Annotated in this window: 24 protein-coding genes; 17 read left to right on the plus strand and 7 right to left on the minus strand. The window is 68.1% G+C overall.

The genetic code is table 11. The annotated features are described in order from the left end of the window. Positions 1–218 precede the first annotated feature (218 nt). The 4 genes from tatC (at position 219) to D8M35_RS00665 (ending at position 5,555) form a co-directional block, all read left to right on the plus strand. Positions 219–971 (plus strand): twin-arginine translocase subunit TatC, encoded by a 753-nt coding sequence (gene tatC / locus D8M35_RS00650; RefSeq protein WP_126890124.1) that lies wholly within the window; start codon positions 219–221, stop codon positions 969–971. Then, entirely contained in the window at positions 971–3,412 is a 2,442-nt protein-coding gene (locus D8M35_RS00655) for an RNA helicase (RefSeq protein ID WP_126890066.1), read from the plus strand. Before tatC ends, D8M35_RS00655 begins: the two co-directional genes overlap by 1 nt. Positions 3,413–3,423: 11 nt before the next feature. Next, on the plus strand, positions 3,424–5,100 hold the full coding sequence (lnt, locus tag D8M35_RS00660; protein ID WP_238638035.1) for an apolipoprotein N-acyltransferase: 1,677 nt from the start codon (positions 3,424–3,426) through the stop codon (positions 5,098–5,100). Positions 5,101–5,204: 104 nt separating this feature from the next. Beyond that, on the plus strand, positions 5,205–5,555 hold the full coding sequence (locus D8M35_RS00665) for an RNA polymerase-binding protein RbpA (RefSeq protein WP_126890067.1): 351 nt from the start codon (positions 5,205–5,207) through the stop codon (positions 5,553–5,555). A gap of 74 nt (positions 5,556–5,629) precedes the next feature. Here D8M35_RS00665 and D8M35_RS00670 read toward each other — a convergent pair whose 3' ends face one another. Next, positions 5,630–6,808, minus strand: coding sequence for an SPFH domain-containing protein (locus D8M35_RS00670; protein WP_126890068.1), 1,179 nt, complete (start codon positions 6,806–6,808; stop codon positions 5,630–5,632). Continuing rightward, positions 6,805–7,275 (minus strand): NfeD family protein, encoded by a 471-nt coding sequence (locus D8M35_RS00675; protein WP_238638036.1) that lies wholly within the window; start codon positions 7,273–7,275, stop codon positions 6,805–6,807. Before D8M35_RS00675 ends, D8M35_RS00670 begins: the two co-directional genes overlap by 4 nt. A gap of 188 nt (positions 7,276–7,463) precedes the next feature. Here D8M35_RS00675 and D8M35_RS00680 point away from each other — a divergent pair, with 188 nt between their 5' ends. The 6 genes from D8M35_RS00680 (at position 7,464) to D8M35_RS00700 (ending at position 12,213) form a co-directional block, all read left to right on the plus strand. Further along, entirely contained in the window at positions 7,464–8,225 is a 762-nt protein-coding gene (locus tag D8M35_RS00680; protein WP_126890069.1) for an SDR family oxidoreductase, read from the plus strand. A 34-nt stretch (positions 8,226–8,259) separates the two neighbouring features. Beyond that, positions 8,260–8,715, plus strand: coding sequence for an NUDIX hydrolase (locus D8M35_RS00685; protein ID WP_126890070.1), 456 nt, complete (start codon positions 8,260–8,262; stop codon positions 8,713–8,715). A gap of 124 nt (positions 8,716–8,839) precedes the next feature. Continuing rightward, a complete protein-coding gene (locus tag D8M35_RS00690) occupies positions 8,840–9,151 on the plus strand; it encodes a DUF4190 domain-containing protein (protein ID WP_126890071.1) in 312 nt (103 codons plus the stop codon). A 124-nt stretch (positions 9,152–9,275) separates the two neighbouring features. After that, complete coding sequence (locus tag D8M35_RS16285; protein ID WP_153257417.1) at positions 9,276–9,440, plus strand: hypothetical protein; 165 nt, start codon at positions 9,276–9,278, stop codon at positions 9,438–9,440. Between the two features lie 845 nt (positions 9,441–10,285). Further along, positions 10,286–11,569 (plus strand): sensor histidine kinase, encoded by a 1,284-nt coding sequence (locus D8M35_RS00695; RefSeq protein ID WP_161972542.1) that lies wholly within the window; start codon positions 10,286–10,288, stop codon positions 11,567–11,569. Next, on the plus strand, positions 11,566–12,213 hold the full coding sequence (locus D8M35_RS00700; RefSeq protein WP_126890073.1) for a response regulator transcription factor: 648 nt from the start codon (positions 11,566–11,568) through the stop codon (positions 12,211–12,213). Before D8M35_RS00695 ends, D8M35_RS00700 begins: the two co-directional genes overlap by 4 nt. 20 nt (positions 12,214–12,233) lie before the next feature. Here D8M35_RS00700 and D8M35_RS00705 read toward each other — a convergent pair whose 3' ends face one another. Next, positions 12,234–13,439 carry a hypothetical protein gene (locus D8M35_RS00705; RefSeq protein ID WP_126890074.1) on the minus strand — a complete coding sequence of 402 codons (1,206 nt, stop codon included), beginning with the start codon at positions 13,437–13,439 and terminating at the stop codon, positions 12,234–12,236. 55 nt (positions 13,440–13,494) lie between these two features. Between D8M35_RS00705 and D8M35_RS00710 the strand changes: the two genes are divergently transcribed. From D8M35_RS00710 to D8M35_RS00725, 4 genes are all read left to right on the plus strand, one after another. Beyond that, positions 13,495–14,025, plus strand: coding sequence for a CGNR zinc finger domain-containing protein (locus tag D8M35_RS00710; RefSeq protein ID WP_126890075.1), 531 nt, complete (start codon positions 13,495–13,497; stop codon positions 14,023–14,025). A gap of 377 nt (positions 14,026–14,402) precedes the next feature. Beyond that, entirely contained in the window at positions 14,403–15,509 is a 1,107-nt protein-coding gene (locus D8M35_RS00715) for a site-specific integrase (RefSeq protein WP_126890076.1), read from the plus strand. Continuing rightward, positions 15,506–15,838, plus strand: coding sequence for a helix-turn-helix transcriptional regulator (locus D8M35_RS00720; protein WP_126890077.1), 333 nt, complete (start codon positions 15,506–15,508; stop codon positions 15,836–15,838). The genes D8M35_RS00715 and D8M35_RS00720 overlap by 4 nt, the downstream gene beginning before the upstream one ends. A gap of 310 nt (positions 15,839–16,148) precedes the next feature. Further along, positions 16,149–17,342, plus strand: coding sequence for a recombinase XerD (locus tag D8M35_RS00725; protein ID WP_126890078.1), 1,194 nt, complete (start codon positions 16,149–16,151; stop codon positions 17,340–17,342). Positions 17,343–17,354: 12 nt separating this feature from the next. Here D8M35_RS00725 and D8M35_RS00730 read toward each other — a convergent pair whose 3' ends face one another. The 4 genes from D8M35_RS00730 to D8M35_RS00745 form a co-directional block, all read right to left on the minus strand. Then, the gene (locus D8M35_RS00730) at positions 17,355–19,979 is read right to left on the minus strand and encodes a PHP domain-containing protein (protein ID WP_126890079.1); all 2,625 of its coding nucleotides are present in this window, start codon (positions 19,977–19,979) and stop codon (positions 17,355–17,357) included. Between the two features lie 645 nt (positions 19,980–20,624). Beyond that, the gene (locus D8M35_RS00735; protein WP_126890080.1) at positions 20,625–21,398 is read right to left on the minus strand and encodes a hypothetical protein; all 774 of its coding nucleotides are present in this window, start codon (positions 21,396–21,398) and stop codon (positions 20,625–20,627) included. A gap of 130 nt (positions 21,399–21,528) precedes the next feature. Then, positions 21,529–21,933 carry a hypothetical protein gene (locus tag D8M35_RS00740; RefSeq protein ID WP_126890081.1) on the minus strand — a complete coding sequence of 135 codons (405 nt, stop codon included), beginning with the start codon at positions 21,931–21,933 and terminating at the stop codon, positions 21,529–21,531. Between the two features lie 48 nt (positions 21,934–21,981). Then, positions 21,982–22,338: a helix-turn-helix transcriptional regulator gene (locus D8M35_RS00745; RefSeq protein WP_058724395.1), complete on the minus strand. Its 357-nt coding sequence runs from the start codon at positions 22,336–22,338 to the stop codon at positions 21,982–21,984. Positions 22,339–22,448: 110 nt separating this feature from the next. Between D8M35_RS00745 and D8M35_RS00750 the strand changes: the two genes are divergently transcribed. From D8M35_RS00750 to D8M35_RS00760, 3 genes are read left to right on the plus strand one after another with little or no spacing between them, the layout of a single operon-like run. Then, positions 22,449–23,831: an FAD-dependent oxidoreductase gene (locus D8M35_RS00750; protein WP_126890082.1), complete on the plus strand. Its 1,383-nt coding sequence runs from the start codon at positions 22,449–22,451 to the stop codon at positions 23,829–23,831. Further along, positions 23,831–25,234 (plus strand): arsenic transporter, encoded by a 1,404-nt coding sequence (locus D8M35_RS00755; RefSeq protein ID WP_148113325.1) that lies wholly within the window; start codon positions 23,831–23,833, stop codon positions 25,232–25,234. The genes D8M35_RS00750 and D8M35_RS00755 overlap by 1 nt, the downstream gene beginning before the upstream one ends. Positions 25,235–25,263: 29 nt before the next feature. Further along, positions 25,264–25,680, plus strand: a complete 417-nt coding sequence (locus D8M35_RS00760) for an arsenate reductase ArsC (RefSeq protein ID WP_126890083.1) — start codon at positions 25,264–25,266, stop codon at positions 25,678–25,680. Positions 25,681–25,695 lie beyond the last annotated feature (15 nt).

A 25,695-nucleotide genomic window follows, 5' to 3' on the forward strand; every position in this document is an offset into this window, starting at 1 on the left:
CCGCCGTGACCGCGACCGCCCTCCCCCGGGCGACCGCCGCCGGACGGGAGGCGCGGGGCGGGCCCGAGCCGCGCCTCCCGTCCGACGGTCCTCCTGTGGGTCCGCCGCCGACGGCCCGACTGTCGGTCCCGGTCCCGTAGGATCGGGCCATGGCTTCGACGACCGCGAGCGGGCGAGCGGGGCGACCAGGCCGTCCGAAGAAGGACACCGAGGGTCGCATGTCGCTCGGGCAGCACCTGATCGAGCTGCGGAACCGTCTCTTCAAGGCCGTCCTCGCGGTCGCGGTGTGCGCGATCGGCGGGTGGTTCCTCACCCCGTTCGTCCTCGACGCCCTGCGGCAGCCGGTCACCCAGCTGGCCGAGGTCGGCGGCCACACCGCCGAGCTGAACTTCCCCCAGATCACCGGGGCGTTCGACCTGCGGCTGCAGATCGCGATCACGATCGGCGTCGTCATCTCGAGCCCCGTGTGGCTGTACCAGGTGTGGGCGTTCATCGTCCCGGCGCTGGTCCGGCGCGAGAAGCAGTACGTGTTCGGGTTCCTGGGCACCGCGATCCCGCTGTTCTTCGCCGGGTGCTGGTTCGGCTGGTACGTCCTGCCGCACATCGTGGGGATCCTCGGCAGCTTCGTGTCGTCGCAGGACACGTCGATCGTCGACGCGAAGGCGTACTACGACTTCGTCATCAAGCTCATCGTGGCCGTCGGCATCGCGTTCGTGCTGCCGGTGTTCCTCGTCCTGCTGAACTTCGTCGGGGTGCTGTCGGCCAGCTCGATCATCAAGTCGTGGCGCGTCGCGATCGTGTGCATCCTGGTGTTCTGCGCGATCGTCACCCCGTCGGCCGACGTCATCTCGATGTTCCTGCTGGCGATCCCGATGACGGTGCTCTACGCAGCAGCGTGTCTCGTGACCTGGCTCCACGACCGCCGGCTGGCGAAGCAGCAGGCGAAGCTCGACGAGGAGTACGCACGCTGATGACACCCGGACCCACTGCCGCCGAGCGCTACCAGGCGGCGAAGGTCCGGAACCGCTCGCGCAACCTCGAGCTGTTCCGTTCCGACCTGCGCTTCGACCTCGACCCGTTCCAGGTCGCCGGCTGCGACGCCCTCGACCATGGCCGGAGCGTCCTGGTCGCCGCACCGACCGGTGCCGGCAAGACGATCGTGGCCGAGTTCGCGATCTGGCTCGCGATGCGGCAGCCGACGGCGAAGGTGTTCTACACGACGCCGATGAAGGCGCTGAGCAACCAGAAGTACAACGAGCTCGTGGCCGACTACGGCGAGTCCGAGGTCGGGCTCCTCACCGGCGACACGAACGTCAACCCGCGGGCCCGTGTCGTCGTGATGACGACCGAGGTGCTCCGGAACATGATCTACGCGGACTCCGACCTGCTCGACGACCTGGCGTGGGTCGTCCTCGACGAGGTCCACTACCTGGCCGACCGCTTCCGCGGCGCGGTGTGGGAAGAAGTGATCCTGCACCTGCCGACCGAGGTCCGGCTCGTGTCGCTCAGCGCGACGGTGTCGAACGCCGAGGAGTTCGGCGACTGGTTGCAGACCGTCCGAGGCGACACCGACGTCATCGTGTCCGAGGACCGACCGGTCCCGCTCGAGCAGCACGTGCTCGTCGGGTCGAAGATGGTCGACCTGTTCGACTCGAGCGGTGCCGCCGCGACGAACCGCGTGAACCCGGAGCTGCTCCGGCTGGTCGGCGGCGCCTCGCGCAGCGAGCGGCACGGCGGCGGTCACCGCGGTCGTCGCGGTCGCGGCGGCTACCCCGAGCGCCGGGGGCCGCGCACCGAGAAGATGTACCGCGAACAGATCGCGAAGGTGCTCGACGAGCGGATGCTCCTGCCCGCGATCTTCTTCGTCTTCAGCCGCAACGGCTGCGACCAGGGGGTCCGTCAGGTCCTGCGGTCCGGCATCTCGCTGACGACCGCCGACGAGCGCAACGAGATCCGCGAGACGGCCGAGTACCACTGCCGGACCCTGCTCGACGAGGACCTCGCCGTGCTCGGCTACTGGGAGTGGCTCGAGGGGCTCGAGCGGGGCGTCGCCGCGCACCACGCGGGGCTCCTGCCCGCCTTCAAGGAAGTCGTCGAGGACCTCTTCCAGCGCAAGCTCCTCAAGGTCGTGTTCGCGACGGAGACCCTGGCACTCGGCGTGAACATGCCGGCGCGCACGGTGGTGCTCGAGAAGCTCGAGAAGTTCAACGGCGAGGCCCGGGTGCCGATCACGCCGGGGGAGTACACGCAGCTCACCGGTCGTGCCGGACGCCGTGGCATCGACGTCGAGGGGCACTCGGTCATCCAGTGGTCGGACGGCCTCGACCCGCAGGCCGTCGCGTCGCTGGCGAGCCGTCGGACGTACCCGCTCAACTCGTCCTTCAAGCCGACGTACAACATGGCCGTGAACCTCATCGAGCAGTTCGGGCGGCAGCGCACGCGCGAGGTCCTCGAGACCTCGTTCGCGCAGTTCCAGGCGGACCGTTCCGTCGTCGACCTCGCGCGCAAGGTGCGGTCGCAGCAGGAGTCCCTCGACGGGTACCAGCGGGCGATGGAGTGCCACCTCGGCGACTTCACCGAGTACGCCGCGCTCCGTCGTCGCCTGTCCGACCTCGAGCGCACGAACGTCCCCGGCGGGCGCGAGGCCTCGCACGGCGCCCGTCAGGAGCGCCAGGCGGCGATCACCGAGGTCCGTCGGCAGATGCAGCGGCACCCCTGCCACGCCTGCCCGGACCGCGAGGCGCACGCCCGCTGGGCCGAGCGCTGGTACAAGCTCAAGCGCGCCAACGACAAGCTCGTGCAGCAGATCCGTTCCCGCACCGGTGCCGTCGCGACGACGTTCGACCGCGTCACGGACGTGCTCCTGCAGCTCGGCTACCTGGTCGCGACCGGGGACGGCGAAGCCACCGTCGCCGCCGGCGGGCGCCGCCTGCAGCGGATCTACGGCGAGCGTGACCTGCTCGTCGCCGAGTGCCTCGAGGCCGGCGTCTGGAAGGAACTGACCCCTGCGCAGCTCGCCGCGATGGCCGCGACGATCGTCTACCAGCCCCGCCGCGAGGACGCCCCCGGCACCGAGCACGCCCTGCCCCGCGGCGCGTTCCGGCCGGCGCTCGACGAGACCCTGACCATCTGGGCCCGCCTCGACGACATCGAGCGGGACGCCCGGCTCGCCGGCTCCCAGCCGCCGACCCCGGCCATGTCCGTCGGCATGTTCCGGTGGGCGTCCGGCTCAGCGCTCGACGACGTGCTCCGGACCCTCGACATGCCCGCCGGTGACTTCGTGCGCTGGTCGAAGCAGGTGATCGACCTGCTCGACCAGGTCCGGAACGCCGGTGACGACGAGCTCGCCCAGACCGCGCGGCGCGCGACCGACGCGGTCCGCCGCGGCATCGTCGCCTACGCGACGGTCTGACGGGAGGCCCGGTGCACGTCCCCGACGCAGCCACGCGTCCGCAGGCCGGCGGCCCCACCCCGCGCCGCGGCGTCACCCACCGGACCTCGCGGACGACGCCGCGATCCGGGTCCGGGCACGGCGTCCTGCCGGACGGCCGACGCGACGAGTTCGCCGCGCTGCCGCTGCGGCTCGCGCTCCCGCTCGCGGTCGTCGGCGGCCTGCTGTTCGCCCTGTCGTTCCCGTCGCCGGGGTGGTGGTTCCTCGCCTACCCAGCGATGGCCTGCATGCTGCTCGCCGCCATGGGGCAGCGCGCCCGTCGCGCAGCCTGGCTCGGGTACGTGGCCGGTGCCGCGTTCTGGCTGCCCGCGATCTCGTGGGCCGGACGGTACCTCGGGCCGGTCCCGTGGCTGGCGCTCGCGCTGTTCGAAGCCGCGTACTTCGCGCTCGGTAGCGTGGCGATCGCCCTCGCGTACCGGTGGGTCGCGCGCGTCCTGCCCTCGACCGCCTGGCGGGTGTGGGGCCTCCCGGCCGTCGTCGCAGGCCTGTGGACCGGACGCGAGTGGTTCTCCGGGAGCTGGCCGTACGAGGGCTTCGCGTGGGGCCGTGTCGGACTGTCCCAGTCGCAGGGTCCGTTCACGCACCTCGCCGCGTACGTGGGTGTGCTCGGCGTGACCTTCGTCGTCGTCTACTGCGTCGCCGTCGTGCTCTCGCTCGCGCTCGTCGTGCCGCGGGCACCCGGCGCCGTCCTCGGCGCACCCGTCCGCGTCGTGGCCGCAGGGCTCCTGGTCGCCGTGGTCCTGGCCGTGCCCGCCTGGCCGACCCGCGTCGACGGGAGCATCCGCGTCGAGTCCGTGCAGGGGAACGGTCCGGCCGGGTACTTCGACGGGGCACAGCCGGGCGAGGTCCTGGCCGCGCAGGTCGCCGCGACCGACGTCGAGGCGCGCGGCGTCGACCTGGTCGTCTGGCCCGAGGCCGCCGCCGAGGCCGACCCGCGGCAGTTCACGACCGTCGCGGACGCACTCGACGCCGTGGTGGACACCGTCGGGGCGCCCCTCGTCGCGGGGGCGATCACGCAGACGCCGAGCGGGGTGCTGCACAACACCTCGTTCGTCTGGACCGCCGACGGCTGGCAGTCGTCCTACGACAAGAAACGTCCCGTCCCCTTCGGCGAGTACGTGCCCGACCGCTGGTTCTTCTCGAAGCTCGCACCGTCGCTCATCGGGCTCCTGCAGCGCGACTACACGCCGGGCACGAAGCCGAACGTCCTCGACGTCGCGGGCATCAAGGCCGGGATCGCCGTCTGCTTCGACATCGTCGACGACGGCCTCACGTCGGACATGGCGCGCGGGGGAGCGCAGGTCATCCTCGCGCAGACGAACAACGCCGACTTCTCCGGCACCGACGAGAACCTGCAGCAGCTCGAGATCGCCCGGCTCCGGGCTGTCGAGACCGGCCGGTCGCTCGTCAACATCTCCACGGTCGGTGCCTCGCAGGTCATCGACCCGTCGGGACGGACCATCGACCGGGTCCCGGAGTACACCGCGACCTCGATGATCACCGACGTGCCGCTCGGGACCGGTACGACGCCCGCGACGGTCGTCTCCGGTTCCGTGACCCTCCTCGTGTCGCTCGGGAGCCTCCTCGCACTGCTCGCCTGCGCGCCCTGGGGCCGCCGTTCCGCTCGTCCTCGTCGCCGCGCTTCCTGAACACCGCGATCTCCCACTGGGAACGCTCTGTGAATGCGCCCCATCGGGATGCAACCCGCGTGGGACAGTGTTGAGGACGGCAGACGAGCGAGAGGAGCACACACATGGCTGATCGGAGTCTCCGCGGGATGCGGCTCGGGAGCCAGAGTCTCCAGAGCGAGGAGGGCGTCGAGCTCTCCGACCGGAAGCGCGCGGTGTACCAGACCCCGTCGGGGGAGACGTTCGACGTCGTCTTCTCCGCCGAGGCCGACGTACCGCAGACGTGGTCGGAACCCCGGACGGGGCGCGAAGGACGACTGCTCGGCGACGACGGGATCCCCGTCGAGGTCGCTGCTGAGGACGTCAAGGCGCCGAGGACCCACTGGGACATGCTGCTCGAGCGACGCTCGCGCGAGGAGCTCGAGGAACTGCTCGAGGAGCGCCTGGCGTTCCTGCGCGCACGACGCGGCGCCTGAACCGCAGCTCCCGTACACGACGACGACGCCCGCCCCGGGATCCCGGGGCGGGCGTCGTCGTGTCGTGGCTCGGGCTACTGTGCGCGCTGCTGGTCGTCGCCCGAACGCTGCTGTCCGCCGTCGAGGTCCGCCTGCGAGGCGTCGTCCGCGGCCGCGAGGTGCGCGTCGACGCTGCGGTCGGACTCGGCGAGTCGCTCGTCGAGCGCTGCGTCCGGCACGATGTCCGCGGCCGTGGCGTTCGGCCGCGGGTTCGCCGCTGCGGCGCCGTCCGCCGTCGCGGTGTTCGCCAGGCTCTCGTTGGCGAGCTTCGAGATGCGGGACAGGAAGTCCGTGCCGCCGGCTCCGGCGACGGGACCGCTGCCGGTGCGACCGGCGGTGAAGCCCTTGGCGATCCCGGACAGCGCGTCCGTGAACTCGCTCGGGATCATCCACAGCTTGTTCGCGGTGCCCTCGGCGATCTTCGGCAGGGTCTGCAGGTACTGGTACGACAGCAGCTTGTCGTCCGGGTCACCCGTGTGGATCGCCTCGAACACGGTCGCGATGGCCTGCGCCTCACCCTCGGCGCGGAGCACCTGGGCCTTCGCGTCACCCTCGGCGGCGAGGATCGCGGCCTGCCGCTGACCCTCGGCCTCGAGGATCTGCGACTGCTTCGTGCCCTCGGCCTGCAGGATCGCGGCACGACGGCTCCGCTCGGCACGGAGCTGCTGCTCCATGGCGTCCTGGATCGACACGGGCGGCTCGATCGCCTTGAGCTCGACGCGACCGACCCGGATGCCCCACTTGCCGGTCGCCTCGTCGAGGACGACGCGCAGCTGGCCGTTGATGTTGTCGCGGCTCGTCAGCGCCTCCTCGAGGTTGAGGCCACCGACGACGTTGCGGAGCGTGGTCGTGGTGAGCTGCTCGACCGCGCCCAGGTAGTTCGCGATCTCGTAGGTCGCGGCGCGTGCGTCGGTCACCTGGAAGTAGACGACGGTGTCGATCGACACCACCAGGTTGTCCTCGGTGATCACCGGCTGCGGCGGGAAGGACACGACCTGCTCGCGCATGTCGATGAGCGGGCGGAGTCGGTCGATGAACGGCACCAGGATGTTGAGCCCCGGGCTGAGGGTCTTGTGGTACTTGCCGAGGCGTTCGACGATCCCGGCCGTCGCCTGCGGCACGATGCGGATCGCGCGGGACAGGACGACGATCACGAAGATCACGACGACGAGGACGAGGACGATCAGGGCGATCGTCCCGGCTGAGATGGTCACGAGGTGGCCCTTTCTCCGAGGCGGACGACCGCGGTCGACCCCTCGATCGACTCGACGACCACGGGGGTGCCGAGCGGCGGTGTGCGGTCGGGGGAGCCAGCGGCGAGCCGGGCGCTCCAGGTCTCGCCGTTCGCGAGACGGACCTGCCCGGGCGACGACGACGTGAAGGCCACGGCAACGGTGCCGCGCAGGCCGATCAGCCCCTCGATGTTGGTGCGGTGCGGGTCGGCGTTCCGGCCGAGCGCCACGAGCAGCCGCGGACGGACGAGCGACAGCAGCACGAGGGCCACGACGGCCGCGATGATCGCCGAGAGCCACCACGGGGCGCCGAGCAGCGCGGCGATCAGCCCTCCGGCAGCTCCCGCGGCGAGCATCAGGAAGATGAAGTCGAGGGTGAAGATCTCGACCACACCCAACAGCAGTGTCAGTCCGATCCAGACGACGGTCTGGATCCAGTCGATGTTCACGCGAACTCCCTCCCTCGCATCGCGCGCTCCGGCGTGCAGCGTCGCGACGGCCGGTCCAACTCCGTTCAACATATCGGGTAACGCTCGGGTCCGCGCGACCGAGGAGGTCGTCGACGGTGCCGACACGGGCGGTTGGTAGGCTCGTGCGCGGCCGAACCGGCCACAGCAGCGACCTGGAGAACACGACTGTGAGCAACCCCCTCGCCCCCGGATCCCTCGCCGACAAGCGCGCCCTCGTCACCGGCTCGTCGCGCGGCATCGGCGCCGACACCGTCGGCTACCTGGCGGAGGCCGGCGCGAAGGTCGTCGTGAACTACCGCAACAAGGCCCGGCGCGCCGAGCAGATCGTCGAGAAGGTCGTCGCTGCCGGTGGCTCCGCGATCGCCGTGGGAGCCGACCTGACCGACCACGACTCGGTCCAGGCGATGGTCGACCGCGTCGTCGCCGAGTGGGGCGGCATCGACCTGCTCGTGCTGAACGCCTCGGGCGGCATGGAGGCCGACCTGGGGGAGGACTACGCACTCCGCCTGAACCGCGACGCGCAGGTCGACATGCTGCAGACCGCCGTGCCGCACATGCCGGCCGGATCGCGCGTCGTCTTCGTGACCAGCCACCAGGCCCACTTCGTCGAGACCGCCGAGACCATGGACGAGTACGTGCCCGTCGCGAAGAGCAAGCGCGCCGGTGAACTCGCCCTGCGCGAGCTCATCCCGCAGCTCGAGGCCGCCGGCATCGAGTTCGTCACCGTCTCCGGCGACATGATCGAGGGCACCATCACGGCGACCCTGCTCAACCGCCTGAACCCCGGCGCGATCGAGGGTCGTCGCCAGGAGGTCGGCAAGCTCTACAGCGTGTCCGAGTTCGCGGCGGAGATCGCCCTCGCCGCCGTCGAGCCGATCCCGGCCGACCACACGAAGCTCGTCGGCGACACGAGCGGCTTCACGGCCTGACCAGCGCCACGGGACGACCGGTAGCCTCGGGCGCGTGACAGCGAAGCCCGGCCTGCGACTGACGTCCCGCATCCTCCTGCTCGACCCCGACGGCCGCGTGTTCCTCATGGACACGCGGTCGCCGTCGTCCGACGGGTCCCACCGGTGGATCACTCCGGGCGGCGGCGTGGACCCGGGGGAGTCGCACCGTGACGCCGCTGTCCGGGAGCTCCGTGAGGAGACCGGCATCGTCGTCGACGATCCGGGGGAGCCGGTGTGGTCGTGGGACTTCACCGTGGAGTGGGACCTTGCCGACCACGACCGGGGCCACGCCGAGTTCTACGTCGTCCGGACGCCCGGGTTCGAGCTCTCCGACACCGAGTGGACGGACGACGAGCGCGTCGACATCCTCGCGTCCCGCTGGTGGACGGCCGAGGAGCTCGACGCGACCGACGAGCCCTTCGAACCGGCGGAACTCCCGCAGCTCGTCCGGCAGCACCGGGTGGTCTGACCGACCCGACAAGACCGCCACGCCTGCGACGGGCGCATGCGAACGGAATTCGCAGGTATCGCATAGCGTGTGCGCAGACGGCCGCACGCAACCCGTGCCAGCGGCCTTGACACGAGGAGCTTCAATGTCCACGAACGGTTTCCCGCCGGCACCGAACACGCCCGGCGCGGCTCCCGCGACGAACGGCGGCAACGGCCTCGCCGTCGGCTCGCTGGTGCTCGGCATCGTCGCCGTCGTCTTCGGCTTCCTGTTCTCGATCATCGGGCTGATCGCCGGCATCGTCGGTCTCGTCCTGGGCTTCGTGGCGCGTCGCCGCGGCCTGAGCCGTGGCATGGTGCTCGCGGGCATCGTCCTGAGCGTCATCGGCATCGTCATCGCGATCATCTTCATGATCATCGGCGCGATGGCCGCCGTGTCGTACATGAACAACCAGTAGTCGCACACCGGACGGGAGGCGCGTGGCGGGTCCGCCACGCGCCTCCCGTCCGTCTGTCCGGTCTCCGACGTCCGCCGCACCGTCGTCGAGACCGTCCCAGCACGGTCCGAGTAGCGTCCGCGCCATGACGTACAGCCAGCCGGACCCCGCAGAAGAGACCACCCAGGCAGACGCGCCGGAGCAGCCGGACACCGACCGCCCCGAGGTCGAGGAGGACGGCCGCGAGGACGCGGCCCTCGAGATCGACGCCGACGACGTGCCGACCGGAGACGAGACGCCCGAGCACTGACTCCGAGGGGCCGACCGCCCCGCGCCGACTCGTGCGCACTGGTTCTTGTGCGCCGACGATCCGGCGTTCGTGACCGACGGCCCACCGGTCGTCCGGGTCGCCCCATGCAGGTCGCACGACATGCCGCTCACGATGTTCGTGAGCGGCATGTCGTGCGACCGGGACATCTGTACGGCGGCAGGTCGTGCGCCTCCGGGCTCCACGCGACAGCGCCGACGTCGTGGGGCACGTCGGTCGTCGCCACGGGTGGTCCGGCACCGTCCTCGACCTCGTCCTCGTCGGAGGCTGACCGGTGTGCTGCCTCGCCGCGCCGTGTCTGCGACGATGAGACTCATGAGTGACCTTCGCGACGTGGTCCCGGTCGCACCGCGGGACCGAGATGCCGCGACCACGAGGTCGTGCGGAGTACGCGGCGATCCGACCGTGCGGATCGGACGACCGCGACGACACGGTTGGGGGAGTCCGGCTCGCCGGTGCGCTGCTGCAGACGGTCCTGTCCGGTGGGAGCGGCGCGACCGCCGAGCTCGTCCCGGCGCGCGCTCTGACGTGACCGGGAGCACTCCTGCGCTGCTCGGGATGCGGCCCGATCGGATCGCGACGCGATCTCGTCGGACTGCTGCTCCGCGACCTGACGACCCGTGCGCGCTGACCGCGTGCCGCGGCGCCCCCCGTTCGGGTTTCCCCCCAGCAGACGGAGGGCCTGCCTGGTCCCGCGAACGCCCGCGTTCCCCGAAGCTGGGAACAGCGCAGCACACTCCCGGTTCCCACGAAGAGGTCTCATGTCCCGAACCACTGTTCTCGTCCCGCAACGCACCGTAGTTCCCCGGTTCCGGTTCGTCTCCGGATTGTTCGCAGCATCGACCTGGCGGCAGTTCGCGTTCCATGCCGCGCACCTGCCGATCGCGATCGGGGCGGTGACGTGGTTCGCCCTGGCGGTCGGTGTCGGCGTTCCGTCGGCGGTCACGTGGTTCGGTCTGATCGTCACGGCGTTCCTCGTCGGGGGTTCCGCGTGGTTCGCTGCGGTCACCCGGCGGATGTCGGCTGCGCTGCTGGGGCAAGAGGTGGTCGCGCCGACGATGCGTCAGCCTCGCGGAGGCCCGTTGGCACGGGCGACCACGCGACTGACGGACGGCTCGACGTGGAGGGCGTTCGCGTACCTGGTGGTCGGCTTCGTCGTCACGACGGTGTCCTTCGCCACCTCGGTCTCGGTGCTCGTCTCCGCGGTCGGTGCGCTGTCGCACAGCGTCTGGGGCCGCTTCCTCCCGGAGCAGACGGGTTCGGACGGGCTGCAGCACCGCGGTGCGCAGTTCCTCGGGGTGTTCGTCGACACCGTCCCGCTCCAGATCGCGTTCGCCGCGTTCGGCCTGGTCGTGCTCGTCGCGGTCTGGCCCGCCGTCAACCACGGCCTCGGGTCCCTGCAGCGCGCGGTCATCCGTTCGATGCTCGGCGCCGACCTCCGGCAGCGGCGCCTGGCCGAGGTCACCGCGTCCCGTGACGCAGCCGTGATGGACGCGGACACGACGTTGCGCCGCATCGAGCGAGAGCTGCACGACGGCACGCAGGCACGTCTGGTCGGCCTGGCGATGACGCTCGGGGACGCCCGTGACCGGCTCCGGAACCGTCAGGACGCCGACGGGTCCGGAGTGGACGCGCTCGTCGCCCAGGCACACGCCTCGACGAAGGAAGCGCTCGTCGAGTTGCGTGCGCTGGCCCGGGGGATCCATCCGCCGGTCCTCGACGAGGGGCTCGAGGCAGGGCTTGCGTCGGCGTGCTCCCGCACCCCGTTCCCCGTGACGTTGCACGTGGAGCTGCCCGTCCGACCGTCGCCGGTCGTGGAGGGCATCGCCTACTTCGGAGTGCTCGAGCTGCTCACGAACGTGTCGAAGCACGCTGGCGCCACCGCGGCCACGGTCGACGTGGCATCGGAGGGACCCGAGCTCGTCGTCACCGTCGTCGACGACGGAGTGGGAGGCGCTCACGTCTCGTTGCCGCGGCCGGACGGGCAGGGGACCGGTCTCGTCGGACTGCTCGAACGCCTCCGAGCGGTCGACGGCACGCTCGAGGTCGAGAGTCCGGCCGGCGGCCCCACCACGGTCCGGCTCGCGATGCCCTCCGGCAGGTCCGCATGAGGATCGTGATCGCCGACGACAACACGATCGTCCGCGAGGGACTGGCGTCGTTGTTGCAGGGACGCGGTCACGAGATCGTCGCGGCGGTCGGTGACGGTGCGGCCGTCCTCCCCGCGCTCACGTCCGAGCACGTCGACGTCGTCGTGATGGACATCCGGATGCCGCCGACCCACACCGATGAAGGTGTCCGGGCCGCAGTCGCTCTCAAGGCAGCGCGGCCGGAGGTCGGCGTGCTGCTGTTCTCGCAGTACGCCGAGGTCCGGTGGGCGCGGACCCTGCTCGACGTCGCGACCGTCGGCGTCGGCTACCTCCTGAAGGACCGGGTCGCCGAGGTCGCCACCTTCATCGAGTCGTTGCAGCAGGTCGCGGCCGGCAAGGTCGTGCTCGATCCCGAGGTCGCCGCCGCGCTGGTGCAGGCACCGCGGCCGCTCCGGGACCGGCTCGACCGGCTCACCGCGCGCGAGACCGACGTCCTGCGACTCATGGCCGAGGGGCGGTCGAACGCTGCGATCGCGGAGACGTTGTTCCTGTCGGGCGGGACGGTCGAGAAGCACGTGACGGCCGTCTTCGCGAAGCTCGGGCTCGAGGCGACGACCGCGGACCACCGGCGGGTGCTGGCCGTCCTGCGGTTCCTCTCCGCGTAGATCCGCCACCGGGCGTCGAGCTACTCAGCCGGGCCCTGGCACGGTGCGCTCTCCGTGCTGCTCTTCGCGCGCAGGGCGACGACCAGGGTGAGTGGGACGAGAACGCCAGCGCACACGAGCACCGCCGCTTGACCGACGTGGGCGAGGAGCATGCTCGCGAGGGCGAAGCCGGCGTTCTGCGCGGCGAAGGCCCAGGAGAGGTAGCCGGCGCGCTGTTCCGACGGGAGGCCGATGTCGATGCGGTGCGAGCGCAGACCGAGCAGAGCCGCGACGGGAACGCCGCTGAGGAGCAGCCCGAGGACAGCCCACGGGAGCGAAGCGGCCGACGAGACGAGCATGCATCCGACGCACATCGAGGCGGCGCCGACGAGCGCCCACCGATCCTCGCTTGCACCTGGAGGTCGGGAGGCATCCGCCCACCCGCCGAGCACGCTGGTGACCGAGAGCACGAAGAAGATCACCCACGCGACGCTCACGTCGAAGCCGTGGACGGCCACGAGGGCCGGCGCTCCGACCTCCATGGCCCCGAAGTAGAGGCCGATGGATGCGCTGAACACGATCCACGACACACCGTGAGCATCCCACCGGAGTCGTCCCCGGTCCGCGCTCCTGCGGCCTCGCTCCGAGGAGGTGACCGCGAAGCTGTCGTTCGACAGCAGGGAGACGGCGACAGCCGCGGACAGACCCACCACGGCCACCGTCGCGACCGGCGCCGTCGGATGGAGGAGCGATGCGAGCGCCGCCAGCAACGGCGCGAGGAAGACGAGGAGGTCGAGGAAGGTCACGTCCACCGTGGACGCGGCCCGTGCAGCGTCCGCGGGCACGGTCCCGGACATCAACACGCGCACGGCACCCGCATTACCTGCGATCACCGCCCCGGCGGCCGCTGCGAGCAGCGGGGCCACCCAGGAAGGACCCTGGTACGTCCAGCACGCCGTGATCCCGATCCAGAGGACCGCGTGGGCGAGCATCTGCCACCGGAGCACCTGACGCAGCGGCAGCGACCCGACCAGCTGCGCCATGATCGGCGTCGCCGCGACCGTGCCCACCACGTACCACGCCGCCAGCGCCGCACCCGTCGCCAAGGTCCCCGTCACGAGGATGCTCGTCGTGGTCAGGGCCACCGCGGCCATGAGGACAGGTGCGCGCATCAGCGATGCGACGGCGGAGTACCTCCAGAAGGCTGGCGACCGGAGGACCGCGAGGAGCGGGGAGGTGCGCGTCATGCCCCGAATGTAACGGGTTCTACCCGTAGCGTCCGTTACCTGCGATGATGGTCGCATGGAGATGCACCCCATCGATCGCGAGGAACTCCGCCGTGCCGTCGCCCTGGTGGCGACGCGGGAGATCGGGCCGTGGCCGGAGGAGCTGCTGACGATGGCGGATGTCGAACGGATCTTCCCCGGCAGCCGCACGCGGCAGCACACGAGCGACGCTGGCCCGGCGGCTCTCCAGGGGATCCGGGCACTCCGCGACACGCTCGCTGCCGTGCTCCTCGACCCACACGCGCCGGACGCGGCTGCTCGTCTCGACGGCCTCGTGGCCGAGTACGCCATCACCCCCCGCGTCCCCGCCCTCGGTGAACCGGTCACGTACCGCAGCTCGAGGACAGGTGTCGTCGGTCGCGTCGCCGGACGCGTCATCGGCGCGAGCATCGCTGCGTACTCCACGGGCGAGGTCCGGTACCTCCACGAGTGCGGGGCAGACGGCTGCATCACCCCGTTCCTCGACACCTCGCCGCGCCACAACCGCGCCTACTGCTCCGACCGGTGCTCGACGAAGATGCGCGTACGACGTCATCGTCAGGCCTAACCGGCGTCCACTTCGTCCTCTCCGAGGATCGGATGACGGAGCCGGAAGTGCGATCCACGGCTGCGATGCGGTGCATCGACTCGCGCGGCATGGACGCCCGTGATGTCACCAGCCGGAGGCAGGACCACGAGCCGATAATGCATATTATGTCAACTCAACCCGGTATTATCCAACCAGACGCAAGATCCTGGCCTCGAGCCACTCCGACCACTGGCCCGAGCCACCTTTGCTCGTCTACGGGCATATTTGGGGCGCTCGCTCCCTGCGGGCGGGCCACGCGACTCGTCGCGCGAAGTCTAGACGCGCCGATCCGAACCCACTGCTTGCGCGCATCCTTCAGCTGATGCATGATTCTCGCGTCTAGTGAAAGGATCGGAATGACTGTTGACGACCGGGGCCTGTTCGTCGTAGACCCTCACCGACTCCCCCTTCTCCGCCCTGATGCGCAGACGTTCGAGGAGATGCTGCATGGTTTCCGAAATCAGCAGCTTGCCCGGAGCCTCGCCCTCAAGACGGTTGAGCAGCGCGAACGGTTGGTGCGGATCTTCGTCGATCACGCTGGCACGTACCCGTGGGACTGGACGCTGCAGTCAGTCGATGAGTTCTTCGCCGATCGTCGATCGGTTCACCACAACCTCCACACCACAATCCGTAGCTACCAAAACGCGCTGAAGCTCTTCTGCGACTACGTTTGCGACCCTGGCTATGGGTGGGTCGAACGCTGCCTTGAGCTCTTCGGGACTCATCCCGTACGAGTGATCAACGACTGGAACACCGCGCGCCATGTGCAGGACGTCGAGCACGGTGGAGGTAGGCGCGCGTTCACTCGAGGCGAGCTCCAATCCCTCTTCGACGTGGCGGATGACGACGCCGACCGAATCGCGCGTCTTGGGCGCAAGGGGTGGATGACGGCCTTCCGTGACGCCACCGTGCTGAAGACTGCCTATATGTTCGGACTCCGCATCAACGAGGTCCGCCACCTGCAGACCGTCGATTTCACCAGGAACCCCTACGCGCCGGAGTTCGGCAAATACGGGCACCTCAACGTGCGCTTTGGCAAAGCCATGAAGGGCAGCGGTTACAAGCAACGAAACGTGCTCGCGGTCCTGCCTTGGGGGTCTGAGATTCTCTCCGAATGGGTAGAGCGAAGTGCTCGGTTCCGCGGCGAGTCGCTCGACCTCTTCCCCACTGAGCGATCAACGCTTGTCTCGGAGGCGACGCTGCAGTCCAAGTTCCGCCGGGTCCGCGCCGAGATTGGACTTGGCGAGGAAGTCACGTTCCACTCCCTGCGACGCTCATACATCACACATTTGATCGAAGACGGTTTCGATGCGCTGTTCGTGCAGCAGCAGGTCGGACACGAATACGCTTCGACCACGGCGATCTACACCGGCGTCTCGAGCGACTACCGAACGTCCACGTTGCGGGCTGTGCTGGACGGCATGATGGGAGATGCCCTTCAAACGACGACGGGAAGCTCATGAGACGCGATACCGATTACACCTGGCACCTTGCCGAGCTGATGGCACGCAACGGCATGCACAACTCCACGGACCTCGCGCCCCATCTCGTTGAACGGGGCATCAACCTGTCCGCAGCCCAGATCTGGCGCCTGGTTAAGCAGCGCCCCGAGCGCATCTCCCTGCCTGTCCTCGCCGCAATCTGCGACGTGTTCAAGTGCACGCCCGCGGACCTGATAACCGTCACCGCGGTGGATGCGGCGCTGACGAAGGCCGTCAACGCGGCGCCGCGGTACGACGCACCCGACGCGAAGGCCCGACCGCGGCGGGCGCGGGTGACCCGAGATGACTGAACCCCCTGCTCCTCGTCGAGGTCGTGGAAGACCTCGAGCGGCGGGCGCCGTCGACTGCCCTCGATGCCACGAGATGGTGCCGCGGGTGAAGTACTCGTTTCCCGAAGGGCGGATCTGTGGCCGCTGCTTCGACGAGGCGATACATACGTCCGGACGCTGCGCCAGGTGCGGCATCGCCCGGCTTCTCCCCGGGCGAGACAGTCGAGGCGCAGCAATCTGCGGTGACTGCGCAGGGATTCGCATGTCGTTCCGATGTGGCACGTGCGGCGAGGAAGGGGCCCTGAAGCGAGCCGGGCAGTGCGAGAGGTGCGTGAACCGAGTCGATCTGAGCGAATACCTCCGGCTCGACCGTCCCGCGGCAGACCCGGCCCTAGACCGTCTTCGCGACCGGCTTTTGAGTGCGGACCGGCAGGCAAGTATTTACCAATGGCTTCGGTTGAAGCGGCCCCGGGATTTGTTGCACGCGCTCGGATCGGGAGAATTGCCCCTAACGCACGAATCGTTCGATGCGCTCCCTCAAGACGCTGCCGTCCGGCACATGCGCGCTCTTCTGGTCGACGTGGACGCACTCCCCCGGCGTGACGAACCCCTTGCGCAGTTCGAGATGTGGATCACGTCGAAGATCGCGTCCATTGACGACAAGACAGCACGGGATGCCGTGGACCGGTTCGCTCGATGGCACCACTTGAAACGGCTGCGCGCAGGGACGGAACGATGGGATAGCCAGCGAAGCGTGCATAACGCGAAGCAGGAGATCACGGTCGCAGTCGACTTCGTCGGGTGGATTTCTAGCCGGGGCATGCCCCTGGCTCAGTGCAGTCAGGCCGATGTCGACGAGTGGCTCGTTACCGGGGCCACGACACGCTACACCGTTCGCCAGTTCCTGCTGTTCGCCTCACGCGCTCAAGACACGGTCCCTCTCGACGTCCCCCGCCGGCCTGCTCGGAGCACGCGCCGGATTAGTCAGGAAGAGCGCCTTGCCGCCATCGGCTCGTTCCTGCAAGATGAAACGGTCACCCCGGCCGATCGCGTGGCGATGTTACTTCTGCTCGTCTTCGCGCAACCCGTCGCGCGGATCGTCGAGTTCCCTCTAACAGTCATCCGAGAACTGGACGACTCGAGACTAGTTCTCGAGGTCGTCTCCGATCAGGTCCCCATCCCCGAACCGTTTGCAAGCCTTGTCCGCGATCACCTCGCGGCGCGATCACGAGATCGGACGGGGAACGTGGCTCGGAATCCGTTCCTGTTTCCCGGAACCCGTGCCGGCTCGCATGTGACGCAGAACCACCTCCGCACTGTCATCGCCGGCCTTGGCGTGAATGTTCTCGCGGCAAAGAACGGCGCTCTGGACGAGCTCGTCGCGGCGATGCCTGCTCCTATGGTCGCCGATGCGCTGGGGTTCAGTTACACCGCCCTTGGGCAGCACGAGCGCTACCGTGGCTCACAGTACGAACGGTACGTCTCCGCGCGACAGGGCCTAGAGGCGCGGCGCCCGCGTCGGTGAACGGCGCCGAAGTCACGCGTTGATCGAGGCGCGGAGTTTCCGGGCGCGCCTGTCAAACGGCACCTTGCCTCCCTCGAGATGATGCAGCGCAAGCGTATTGACGTCGTGCCGTTCCAGCGATCCGCGAGCTTCGACCTCACCTCGCGTGGCCGTCGCTTTCATGGTCACCAGTTGCTCCGCGTCCGCGCTGACCACGAGTCCTGCGCTTCGGGTGGCGAACAAGTACTGGCGGGTGCCTCGGAGATCGCGGAGCCGATCGACAAGGTAGTCCTCGATCCATGGCGCGTGAAGGGCATCCTCGGGTTGGTCAACAAGAACGGGCGTGTCACCGTCAGCAAGGAGGATGACCAAGACCGCGGTGCATTTTTGGCCGTGGGAGAGGTGTTCGATTGGAACGTAGTCGTCGCCTTCGGGCTTCTTGAATTTAACGTCTAGCTTGTCGGGGAGATCGACGATCTGCATTGCCAGGAGCTCCGACCATAGCGCCTTGTCGGCGATATTAGTCTGCAGTCGGGCAATGTCGGTGGCGTTAACGCCGTCTGGGAGCGGCCCCAGCAGTGAATGGTCGCCGGACCAGATCGCCCGAGCGAGCGAATACGGGTGGATCTTCTCGGAGATGGTGTCGAGGACTGGCCCCTGGAGATGCGACCCGACCTTGATCTCTTCCAAGCGGGCGCGGTACTCGGTGCGATCGGATCCGTTCGGCACGTCCAGCTTGACGATCCCGGCGGTTTCCTTGTTCAGTACCTTGACGCGGCGGCGGCGCAGGTCACGTCGGTCATCACGGGCACCCTTCAGCTGCGTGAGGAGTCCTTCTCGCTCGACCAAGAGTCGGGTCAGTTCCGGTGCCGCGGAGTCGCTGAGGTCCTTGGCTGCGCTGTTCGCCAGCGTGAGCGCCGCCTGCACGGCCTGCAGCTCGGCCAAGAGGCTCGCCATGGTGCTTTGACCGGACTGTGCGAGCCGCTCCTGGAGCGTGTTCTCGAATGCGGCATAAGACCCGTCCAGTTCTTGCCGGACGGCGATGAGTTCGTCTAGCAGCGCCCTCCGCGCGGAGGCAGTATCACTCCTGGCGCGTGTGATCGTAGTTTTGAATGCGGCTTGTTTCTGAGTCAACCTTTGGAAGGCTGCTTCGTGACCGTCGATTCGTGCGGCGGGTACCACCGGTGCGTCCGGGAGTTGGAGACTCCAGCCGTCGATCTCCGTGCGAAACGCAGACAGGTCAGAGCGCTCACTGGACCACTCTCGCTGCTCGTTGACAAGATCTTGATCGAAGAAACCGGAGAGTTCACTCTCGCGTGTAGTCAGGGTCGGGGCTGTCGACGACTTTTTGCCGAGGTCTTCGTACCGCTTCCGTGACTCGACGAGGTCCGTCGCGTTGGCGGCGAGGGCGGCCTCGGCAGCTTCGATTCGGCTGTCGATCTCGACGAGATCGATGTGCGCATCAACGAGTCCGACACGCCCCACGGGTTGGCGGGAGTACTCAAGGATCTCGCCCTGAGAGAAGGCGGCGATCGGCAGGATGAGAGCCGGGCCGCGTTCGATGGCAACCCACTCATCCCCCAGCCGTTGTGCGACTTCTGGCGCGGACGGCGTGGCGGTGAGCCGTCTACTGAACCGGTACGTCTCACCTCCCACGGACGCGGTTACATGCACCGTCGTTCCGACACCGAGAGCGAGCGAGAGGCGGAGGTCGACTTCTTCGCGGATGGCGGCAAACGCCGCGGCGTCCACCTGCTGGTCGACGGCGAAGCGGATGCTCTCAAGTACAAGGGACTTCCCGGCGCCCGTACCTCCGAGCAGACAGTTCAGGTCTGGGCTCAGGTCGATGATCGTACCGCCGAGAAAGCCGGCGGTGATCTCCACCCGCTCGATGGTCGGGTGCGCCTCCGACGCGGTTGGGTCGACCGTACGGATTCGCAGTCCCGGGTCTTCGAGTGCGTAGCGAACGCCGAGGAGATCCGGGCGGGCCGCTTTGTACCAGGTGCGACGGTGCCCGATTTCCGAGAGCGCGTGGTGGCCCAGTTCGGCGCTGAAAGTGTCAGAGTGCCGCACCATTGCTGGCGTACGGCTGTCGCCGAGTTTGGCCACGACCGTCGCCACCGTCTCGGCGCGAACGTATTCGAACCCGGCGATGTGGGGGTGCGCGAGAAGCTCATTCACATAGGTCTGTACCTGCTGGCGTAGCAGGCCGCGCTCTTTGTCAATGTGGGCCGCGATCGCGAGACCGTTCGCGGCCTCAATCTGCGTTGCGCACTCCCCCATCCCGTACGCCGCGGTCACGTTAGTTGCGCCGAAGTCGCCGCGGCTGATGCCGAGCTTGAGGAGAACGTCCTCAATCTGCTGAGCGGGGGTGCCCTCTTCCCAGATCCCGAGCAGGTGTCCCTCGCGAGTGCTGAGCTCAACCCCGGGGAGGACAACGAGAGGTGTGTCGCGCGCGGCATCGGACATGCGATCACACCACGCGGCGGTGTTGTGGTCTGTCACGGCGATCGCTGCGAGTCCCTGGTCGAGCGCCGCCTGAACGACATCTTCCGGAGTGCCGTAATGCGCGTCGTTGGCGTCTTGCGAGCCAGGGGTGTGGACGTGAAGGTCGACAGCCCAGAATCGGGCCCAGCTCTCGTCGACGTGCTCCGTCATGATGTTCTCCCCCAGTTCGGTGCGCTTGAGTGCTCAAACCGCTTCTTTATCCCCCTAAACGAGGACTTCCTAAGTAGAGCACGAACCTGGCGGGAACGACAAGTCCGAAACTACTGTCGGTGCTTCAACCGGATGGCTACTCGCCCGAGGAAATGGTCCTCCCTGATGACATGAACCATCTGCAAGGCGGAAGATGACACGACGATCAGATCGACGCCATGAGGTTCCCGCCTACCTACCTGCGCCGACGTTTGTGCCAATACTGGAGCACTCAGCGATTTCACCCTCGGCCTGAGCTTCGACGGCGATGCACATCTCGAATCCCTGCGGATTTCGAAAGATGTTGTGCACGGCGCAGGATCAGCTCGTTGCCCGCTTCGGACCTGGTTTCTTCGAGTCTTCTACTCGACCGGTCCCGAGAGATCAATAACTCAGGCGCACTCGCTCACTCGGCTGGCCAGCTAGAGAATGAGTCAGGTCGCCCGCCGAGTGTCTTATCCACCTGGCAAAGGACCTGTCCTCAAATTCGGAGGTGAACATATTAGTTGACGGCCCCGCCGGTGTTCCTCAATGCAACTGACTACGCGGCGGCGTGACCGCTACGCACCGTGGTGCTCGCATAGGGTGATTCACCCCTACTCTGCATCAAGAGAGCCCAGCGCTCAGGTCGTCTCGCCGAACTGCGCGTCGTCGATGCTCAATACTGACTCCGTCAGTGAACAGGTTGATGAGGACCAGTAGATAAGCCTCGTACCATGCATCTGCGATCTGTTCAGCGCGGCGGATGCGCTGGAGATCCTGCTCGGCGAAGCTGATGAGCTCGGGATGTTCGTCTTCGTCGACCGGTTCGTAGGTGGCAGCATCCAACCATCGACGTTCGTCTGCTTGCCAGATCAGGCCAACCCAGTCGTCTTCTTCGCCGGACAGGGGCTCAAAGTCGAACTGCCAGTTGTCAGCCCATGCCTTTCCAGTCGAGCAAGCGGCGTAGCCGTCGGGTTGCGGCGTCTCGTCCGGAATTGGTTCGTGGGGGTACCGCATGATCGTGTTTCCGTATGCCGCGTAAAACAGGACCTCACCGGTCAGCAGGGCGTCGACAACCGATTGATGTTTACCTCTGCTGGCGAGGTCGCCGCGGAACATCCATAGCGCCGTGTCCGCTTGCTTCTGCCAGTGGTCCCATGCCTCCTCGGGCCCCGGCAGTGTCTCGCCGGGTGGCTCGATCGTCCACGTGGTTCGGTTCCCGAGGACCCATGTCAGAGTGGCCCGTTGAGTCGCATCGGGTTGGAACCGCAACGTCTCTGGCCCGTTCTCCTCGCCGGCGACGGTCAGACGGGGAGCGTTGAAGTGACGGCGGACTGCAGAGTGGTCGACCTGATGCGATGGCCATTGATAGCGGATCTCTAGCACTACCGTGGCCACGCGAACCTCCCGCGACGTCGTACTGGTCGCTGACTCAGCGTGCCGTCTCTGTGGACGGGCACGGTAGTAGTGATCGCCGCCAGGGTCCCACGCCTTAGCGCTTTGCTGGACGCGGGTTTCGATCGTTCGATCAGAATTGGATGTAGCCGTTCCAAGCTGCCTTTGCCTTTGCTTCGTCCTCACCGAAGATGTCAGGGTCAACTGGGAAGTGCTCGTTCCGGAAGTGGTCCAGCTCCAGCTGCGCACGATCTCGGAGTGTCGCTCGGTCCTCGTCAGGATGTCCCAGAGCAAGCATGGCGGTGCGCCGCTCGATGACGGCATCCCACAGTTGTCGTCGGCTGACTTCCGCGATCAGTTGCGAAGCAACGAGCATCGAGTTGAACTCAAGCGACCCAGCGAATCGGTCCATCAAGGTGACGAGGTCCCTGTCCTTCACCTCGGTGAACACCTTCGGCTGCTTGCGTTGCTCCTCCATCATCCAACGGATCTGTGCACGGGCGTCCGCGATTGGGTTGGATTCTTGCTCGTCGGTCATGTCTTCATCCTCACCGTGCGGAGGCTTCGTCGCGAGGCGAGTTGGTGATCAGCGGGTGGGTGAGGTGAGCAGTGCCGCGACCGACTCGAGGGCACCGGGGACGAGGGAGAAGTAGGCCCAAGTGCCGCGCTTCTCCCGGTGCAGGATGCCGGCGTCGACGAGCACCTTGAGGTGGTGCGACACGGTCGGCTGAGACAGCCCGAGCGGTTCCTGCAGGTCGCAGACGCATGCTTCCGCACCCTCGTGCGCGGCCACCATCGAGATCAGTCGGAGCCGCGCCGGGTCCGCGATCGCCTTCAACGACTTCGCCAGGACTTCCGCGGACTCCTGCGTCATCGCTTCGGTGGTGACGGGCGAGCAGCATGCGGTGACGTCCTGGATGGGGAGCAGCTCGATCGTCGTCATCACCCCATCATCCCACGTCCTTCGATGCACGTCTATATTTGCGCTCATCGATATCGACGTGCTTCGATGTCCCTGCTCGCCTTCCGATCGATCTGTAGAGGACCGACCCGATGACTCACCTTGTTGCCGTTGGTGGCAGTGACGCCGGCATTGCCGCGGCGCTGCGCGCCCGTGAGCTCGACCCGTCGACCGATGTGACCGTGGTCCTCGCCGACGAGTTCCCGAACTTCTCCATCTGTGGCATCCCCTACTGGGTCTCCGGCGACGTCGCCACGGAAGCGTCCCTCGCGCACCGCACCCGCGCCGACCTCGAAGCCGCCGGGATTACTGTCCGCTCCTCGACGTGGGCTTCCGCCGTCGACATCGACCGCCGGCTGCTGAGTGTCACCGGCCCGGCCGGCGATGAGCAGATCGGGTACGACGAGCTGCTGATCGGGACCGGTGCGGAGCCGGTCCGCCCGGCCGGGATCCCGTTCGGTGAGCCCGGGATTCACCTGCTGCACTCGATGACCGACGCCGAGCAGGTCGTCGCCGCCTTGGAGCTCCTGCCGGCCGGAAGCCGCGTCGCGGTCGTCGGCGCCGGCTACATCGGCCTCGAGATGACCGAGGGGCTCGTCGCCCGCGGCTTCGACACGACGCTGATTCAGCGCAAACCGGAAGTGCTCTCCACCCTCGACCCGGAACTCGGGTCCCTAGTCACCGAGGAGGTCCGTCGGCACGGCGCGACGGTGCTGACCGGTGCGACCGTCACCGGAATCACCCCCGCTGGCGGCGGGCAGTGGAGCGTCGCGACTATCTCCACGTCTGGTGACGCAGCCGGAACGTTCGCGCTCGTGGTGGTCTGCGTCGGGGTGCGGCCGGTGACGGATCTCGCGGCCGCGGCAGGCGCGCAGCCCGGCCAGGCCGGCGCGATCGTCGTCGACGAGCAGATGCGTACCGGGGTGCCGCACGTGTGGGCAGCGGGTGACTGCGTCGTGACACACCACCGCTTTCTCGGGACGACCTGGCTGCCGCTCGGGACGACCGCGCACAAGCAGGGACGCGTCGCCGGGGAGAACATGCTCGGCGGGTCCCGGACCTTTGCAGGCTCGGTGGGGACGCAGGTGGTGAAGGTGTTCGACCTCGTCGCCGCCCGCACCGGCCTCCGCCACCACGAAACCGCCCCGCTGGACGTGTCGCCGCTGACGCGTGTGACGGTCGCGGACGACCACAAGCGGTACTACCCGGGTGCGGTGCCGTTGACGATCAGCGTCACCGGCGACCACACGTCCGGACGGCTCCTTGGGGCGCAGATTGTCGGGAAACGCACCGCGGAGATCAGCAAGCGGATCGACACGTTCGCCACCGCCCTGCACGCCGGCCTGTCGGTCGACGACGTCATCGACTTGGACCTCAGCTACACGCCGCCGCTCGGGTCCCCGTGGGATGCCGTGCAGGTCGCCGCGCAGGGCTGGGAACGCGCCGTAGCGAACCAGGCCGGGGTGGGCGTCTGATGGTGCTGGCGGTCGTCGCGGCGGCGATCTTTGTCGCGACGCTCGTGGTGGTGATCTGGCAGCCCAAGGGCTTTCCGATCGGCTACACCGCGCTCATCGGCGCGGTCATCGCCCTTGCGACCACGGCCGTGGGGCTCGGTGATGTGCCGACGGTGGTCGGGATCGTGTGGAACGCGACGCTGACGTTCGTCGCGGTGGTGCTGATCTCGTTGATCCTCGATGAGGCCGGGTTCTTCGAGTGGGCCGCGCTCCACGTGGCCAAGTGGGGTCGCGGGAACGGTCGGCTGCTGTTCGTGCTGATCGTCGGCCTCGGTGCGGTCATCGCGGCCGTGTTCGCCAACGACGGGGCCGCGCTGATCCTCACCCCGATCGTTGTCGGGATGCTTCGCGCCTTGAACATGCCGGCGAAGGCTGCGCTAGGGTTCATCCTCGCCACCGGGTTCATCGCCGACACTGGCAGCCTGCCGCTGGTGGTGTCGAACCTGGTCAACATTGTCTCCGCCGACTACTTCGGCATCGGGTTCGCCGAGTACGCCACCGTCATGGTGCCCGTCGGCATCGTGTCCGTGCTGGCGTCCCTCGGGATGCTGCTGGCGTACTTCGGCCGGTCGATCCCGAAGCGGTACGACGTCCTCGCCCTCACCCGGCCCGCCGCCGCGGTGAAGGACCGAGCGACGTTCCGCGCCGGATGGGTGGTCCTCGCCGTGCTGCTGGTCGGCTACTTTGCCGCCGACCCGCTCGGGGTGCCCCTCGCCGCCGTCGCTGGTGTCGGCGCGGTCGTGATCCTTCTCGTCGCTGCCCGGCAACCCGCATTCCTCTTCGCCTGTCAGGCTGCGTCCCCGGTCCTCGTCACGACCGGCGGCACCGCCACCGTCACCGGCGGCAGTGGTGGCACCGTTGGCGGGTCGGGGCGGGTGATTCCGGTGTGGAAGACGATCCGGGAGGCGCCGTGGCAGATCGTGCTGTTCTCGATCGGCATGTACCTCGTCGTGTACGGGCTGCAGAACCAGGGCCTCACCGACTACCTCGCCCGCCTGTTCGACGTGTTCGGGGACCACGGGGTCCTCGTCACCGCGCTCGGGGTCGGGTTCGTGATCGCGATTCTCGCGTCGCTGATGAACAACATGCCGACCGTCCTCATTGCCGCCCTCGCGATCGGCGGAGCCGGCGCGACCGGCCTGACCCACGAGGTGATGATCTACGCCAACGTCATCGGCTCCGACCTCGGCCCGAAGATCACCCCCATCGGGTCGCTGGCGACCCTGCTGTGGTTGCACGTGCTCGACCGGAAGGGCATCCACATCGGCTGGGGGCAGTACTTTCGCACCGGCATCGTGCTCACCGTCCCCGTCCTCGCCGTCACCCTGACAGCCCTCGCCGGCTGGCTCACCCTCATCCGATGACCACGCCCACCCCTACCGAAAGCACCGCCATGACCGCGACGCCCACGATCCTGTTCGTCTGCGTCCACAACGCCGGCCGCTCCCAGATAGCCGCCGGCTACGCCCAGGCCCTCGGCGGTGACCGCGTGCAGGTCCTCTCCGCAGGCAGTGCGCCGAAGGACCAGATCAACCCCGTCGCGATCGAAGCGATGGCGGAGGACGGCATCGACATCGCCTCGAACCAGCCGAAGATCCTCACCACCGACGCCGTCCGCGAGTCCGACGCGGTCATCACGATGGGCTGCGGCGACGCGTGCCCGATCTTCCCCGGCAAGCGGTACGAGGACTGGAACCTCACCGACCCCGCCGGGAAGGGCATCGACGACGTCCGCCTCATCCGCGACGAGATCAAGACCCGCGTGCAAGCGCTCCTGGCCGAGCTGCTGCCCACCGAAGCATCCGCCTAACCACCGGAAGGACCA

It is taken from the genome of Curtobacterium sp. HSID17257 (genome assembly GCF_003989515.1).
Classification (GTDB): Bacteria; Actinomycetota; Actinomycetes; order Actinomycetales; family Microbacteriaceae; genus Curtobacterium.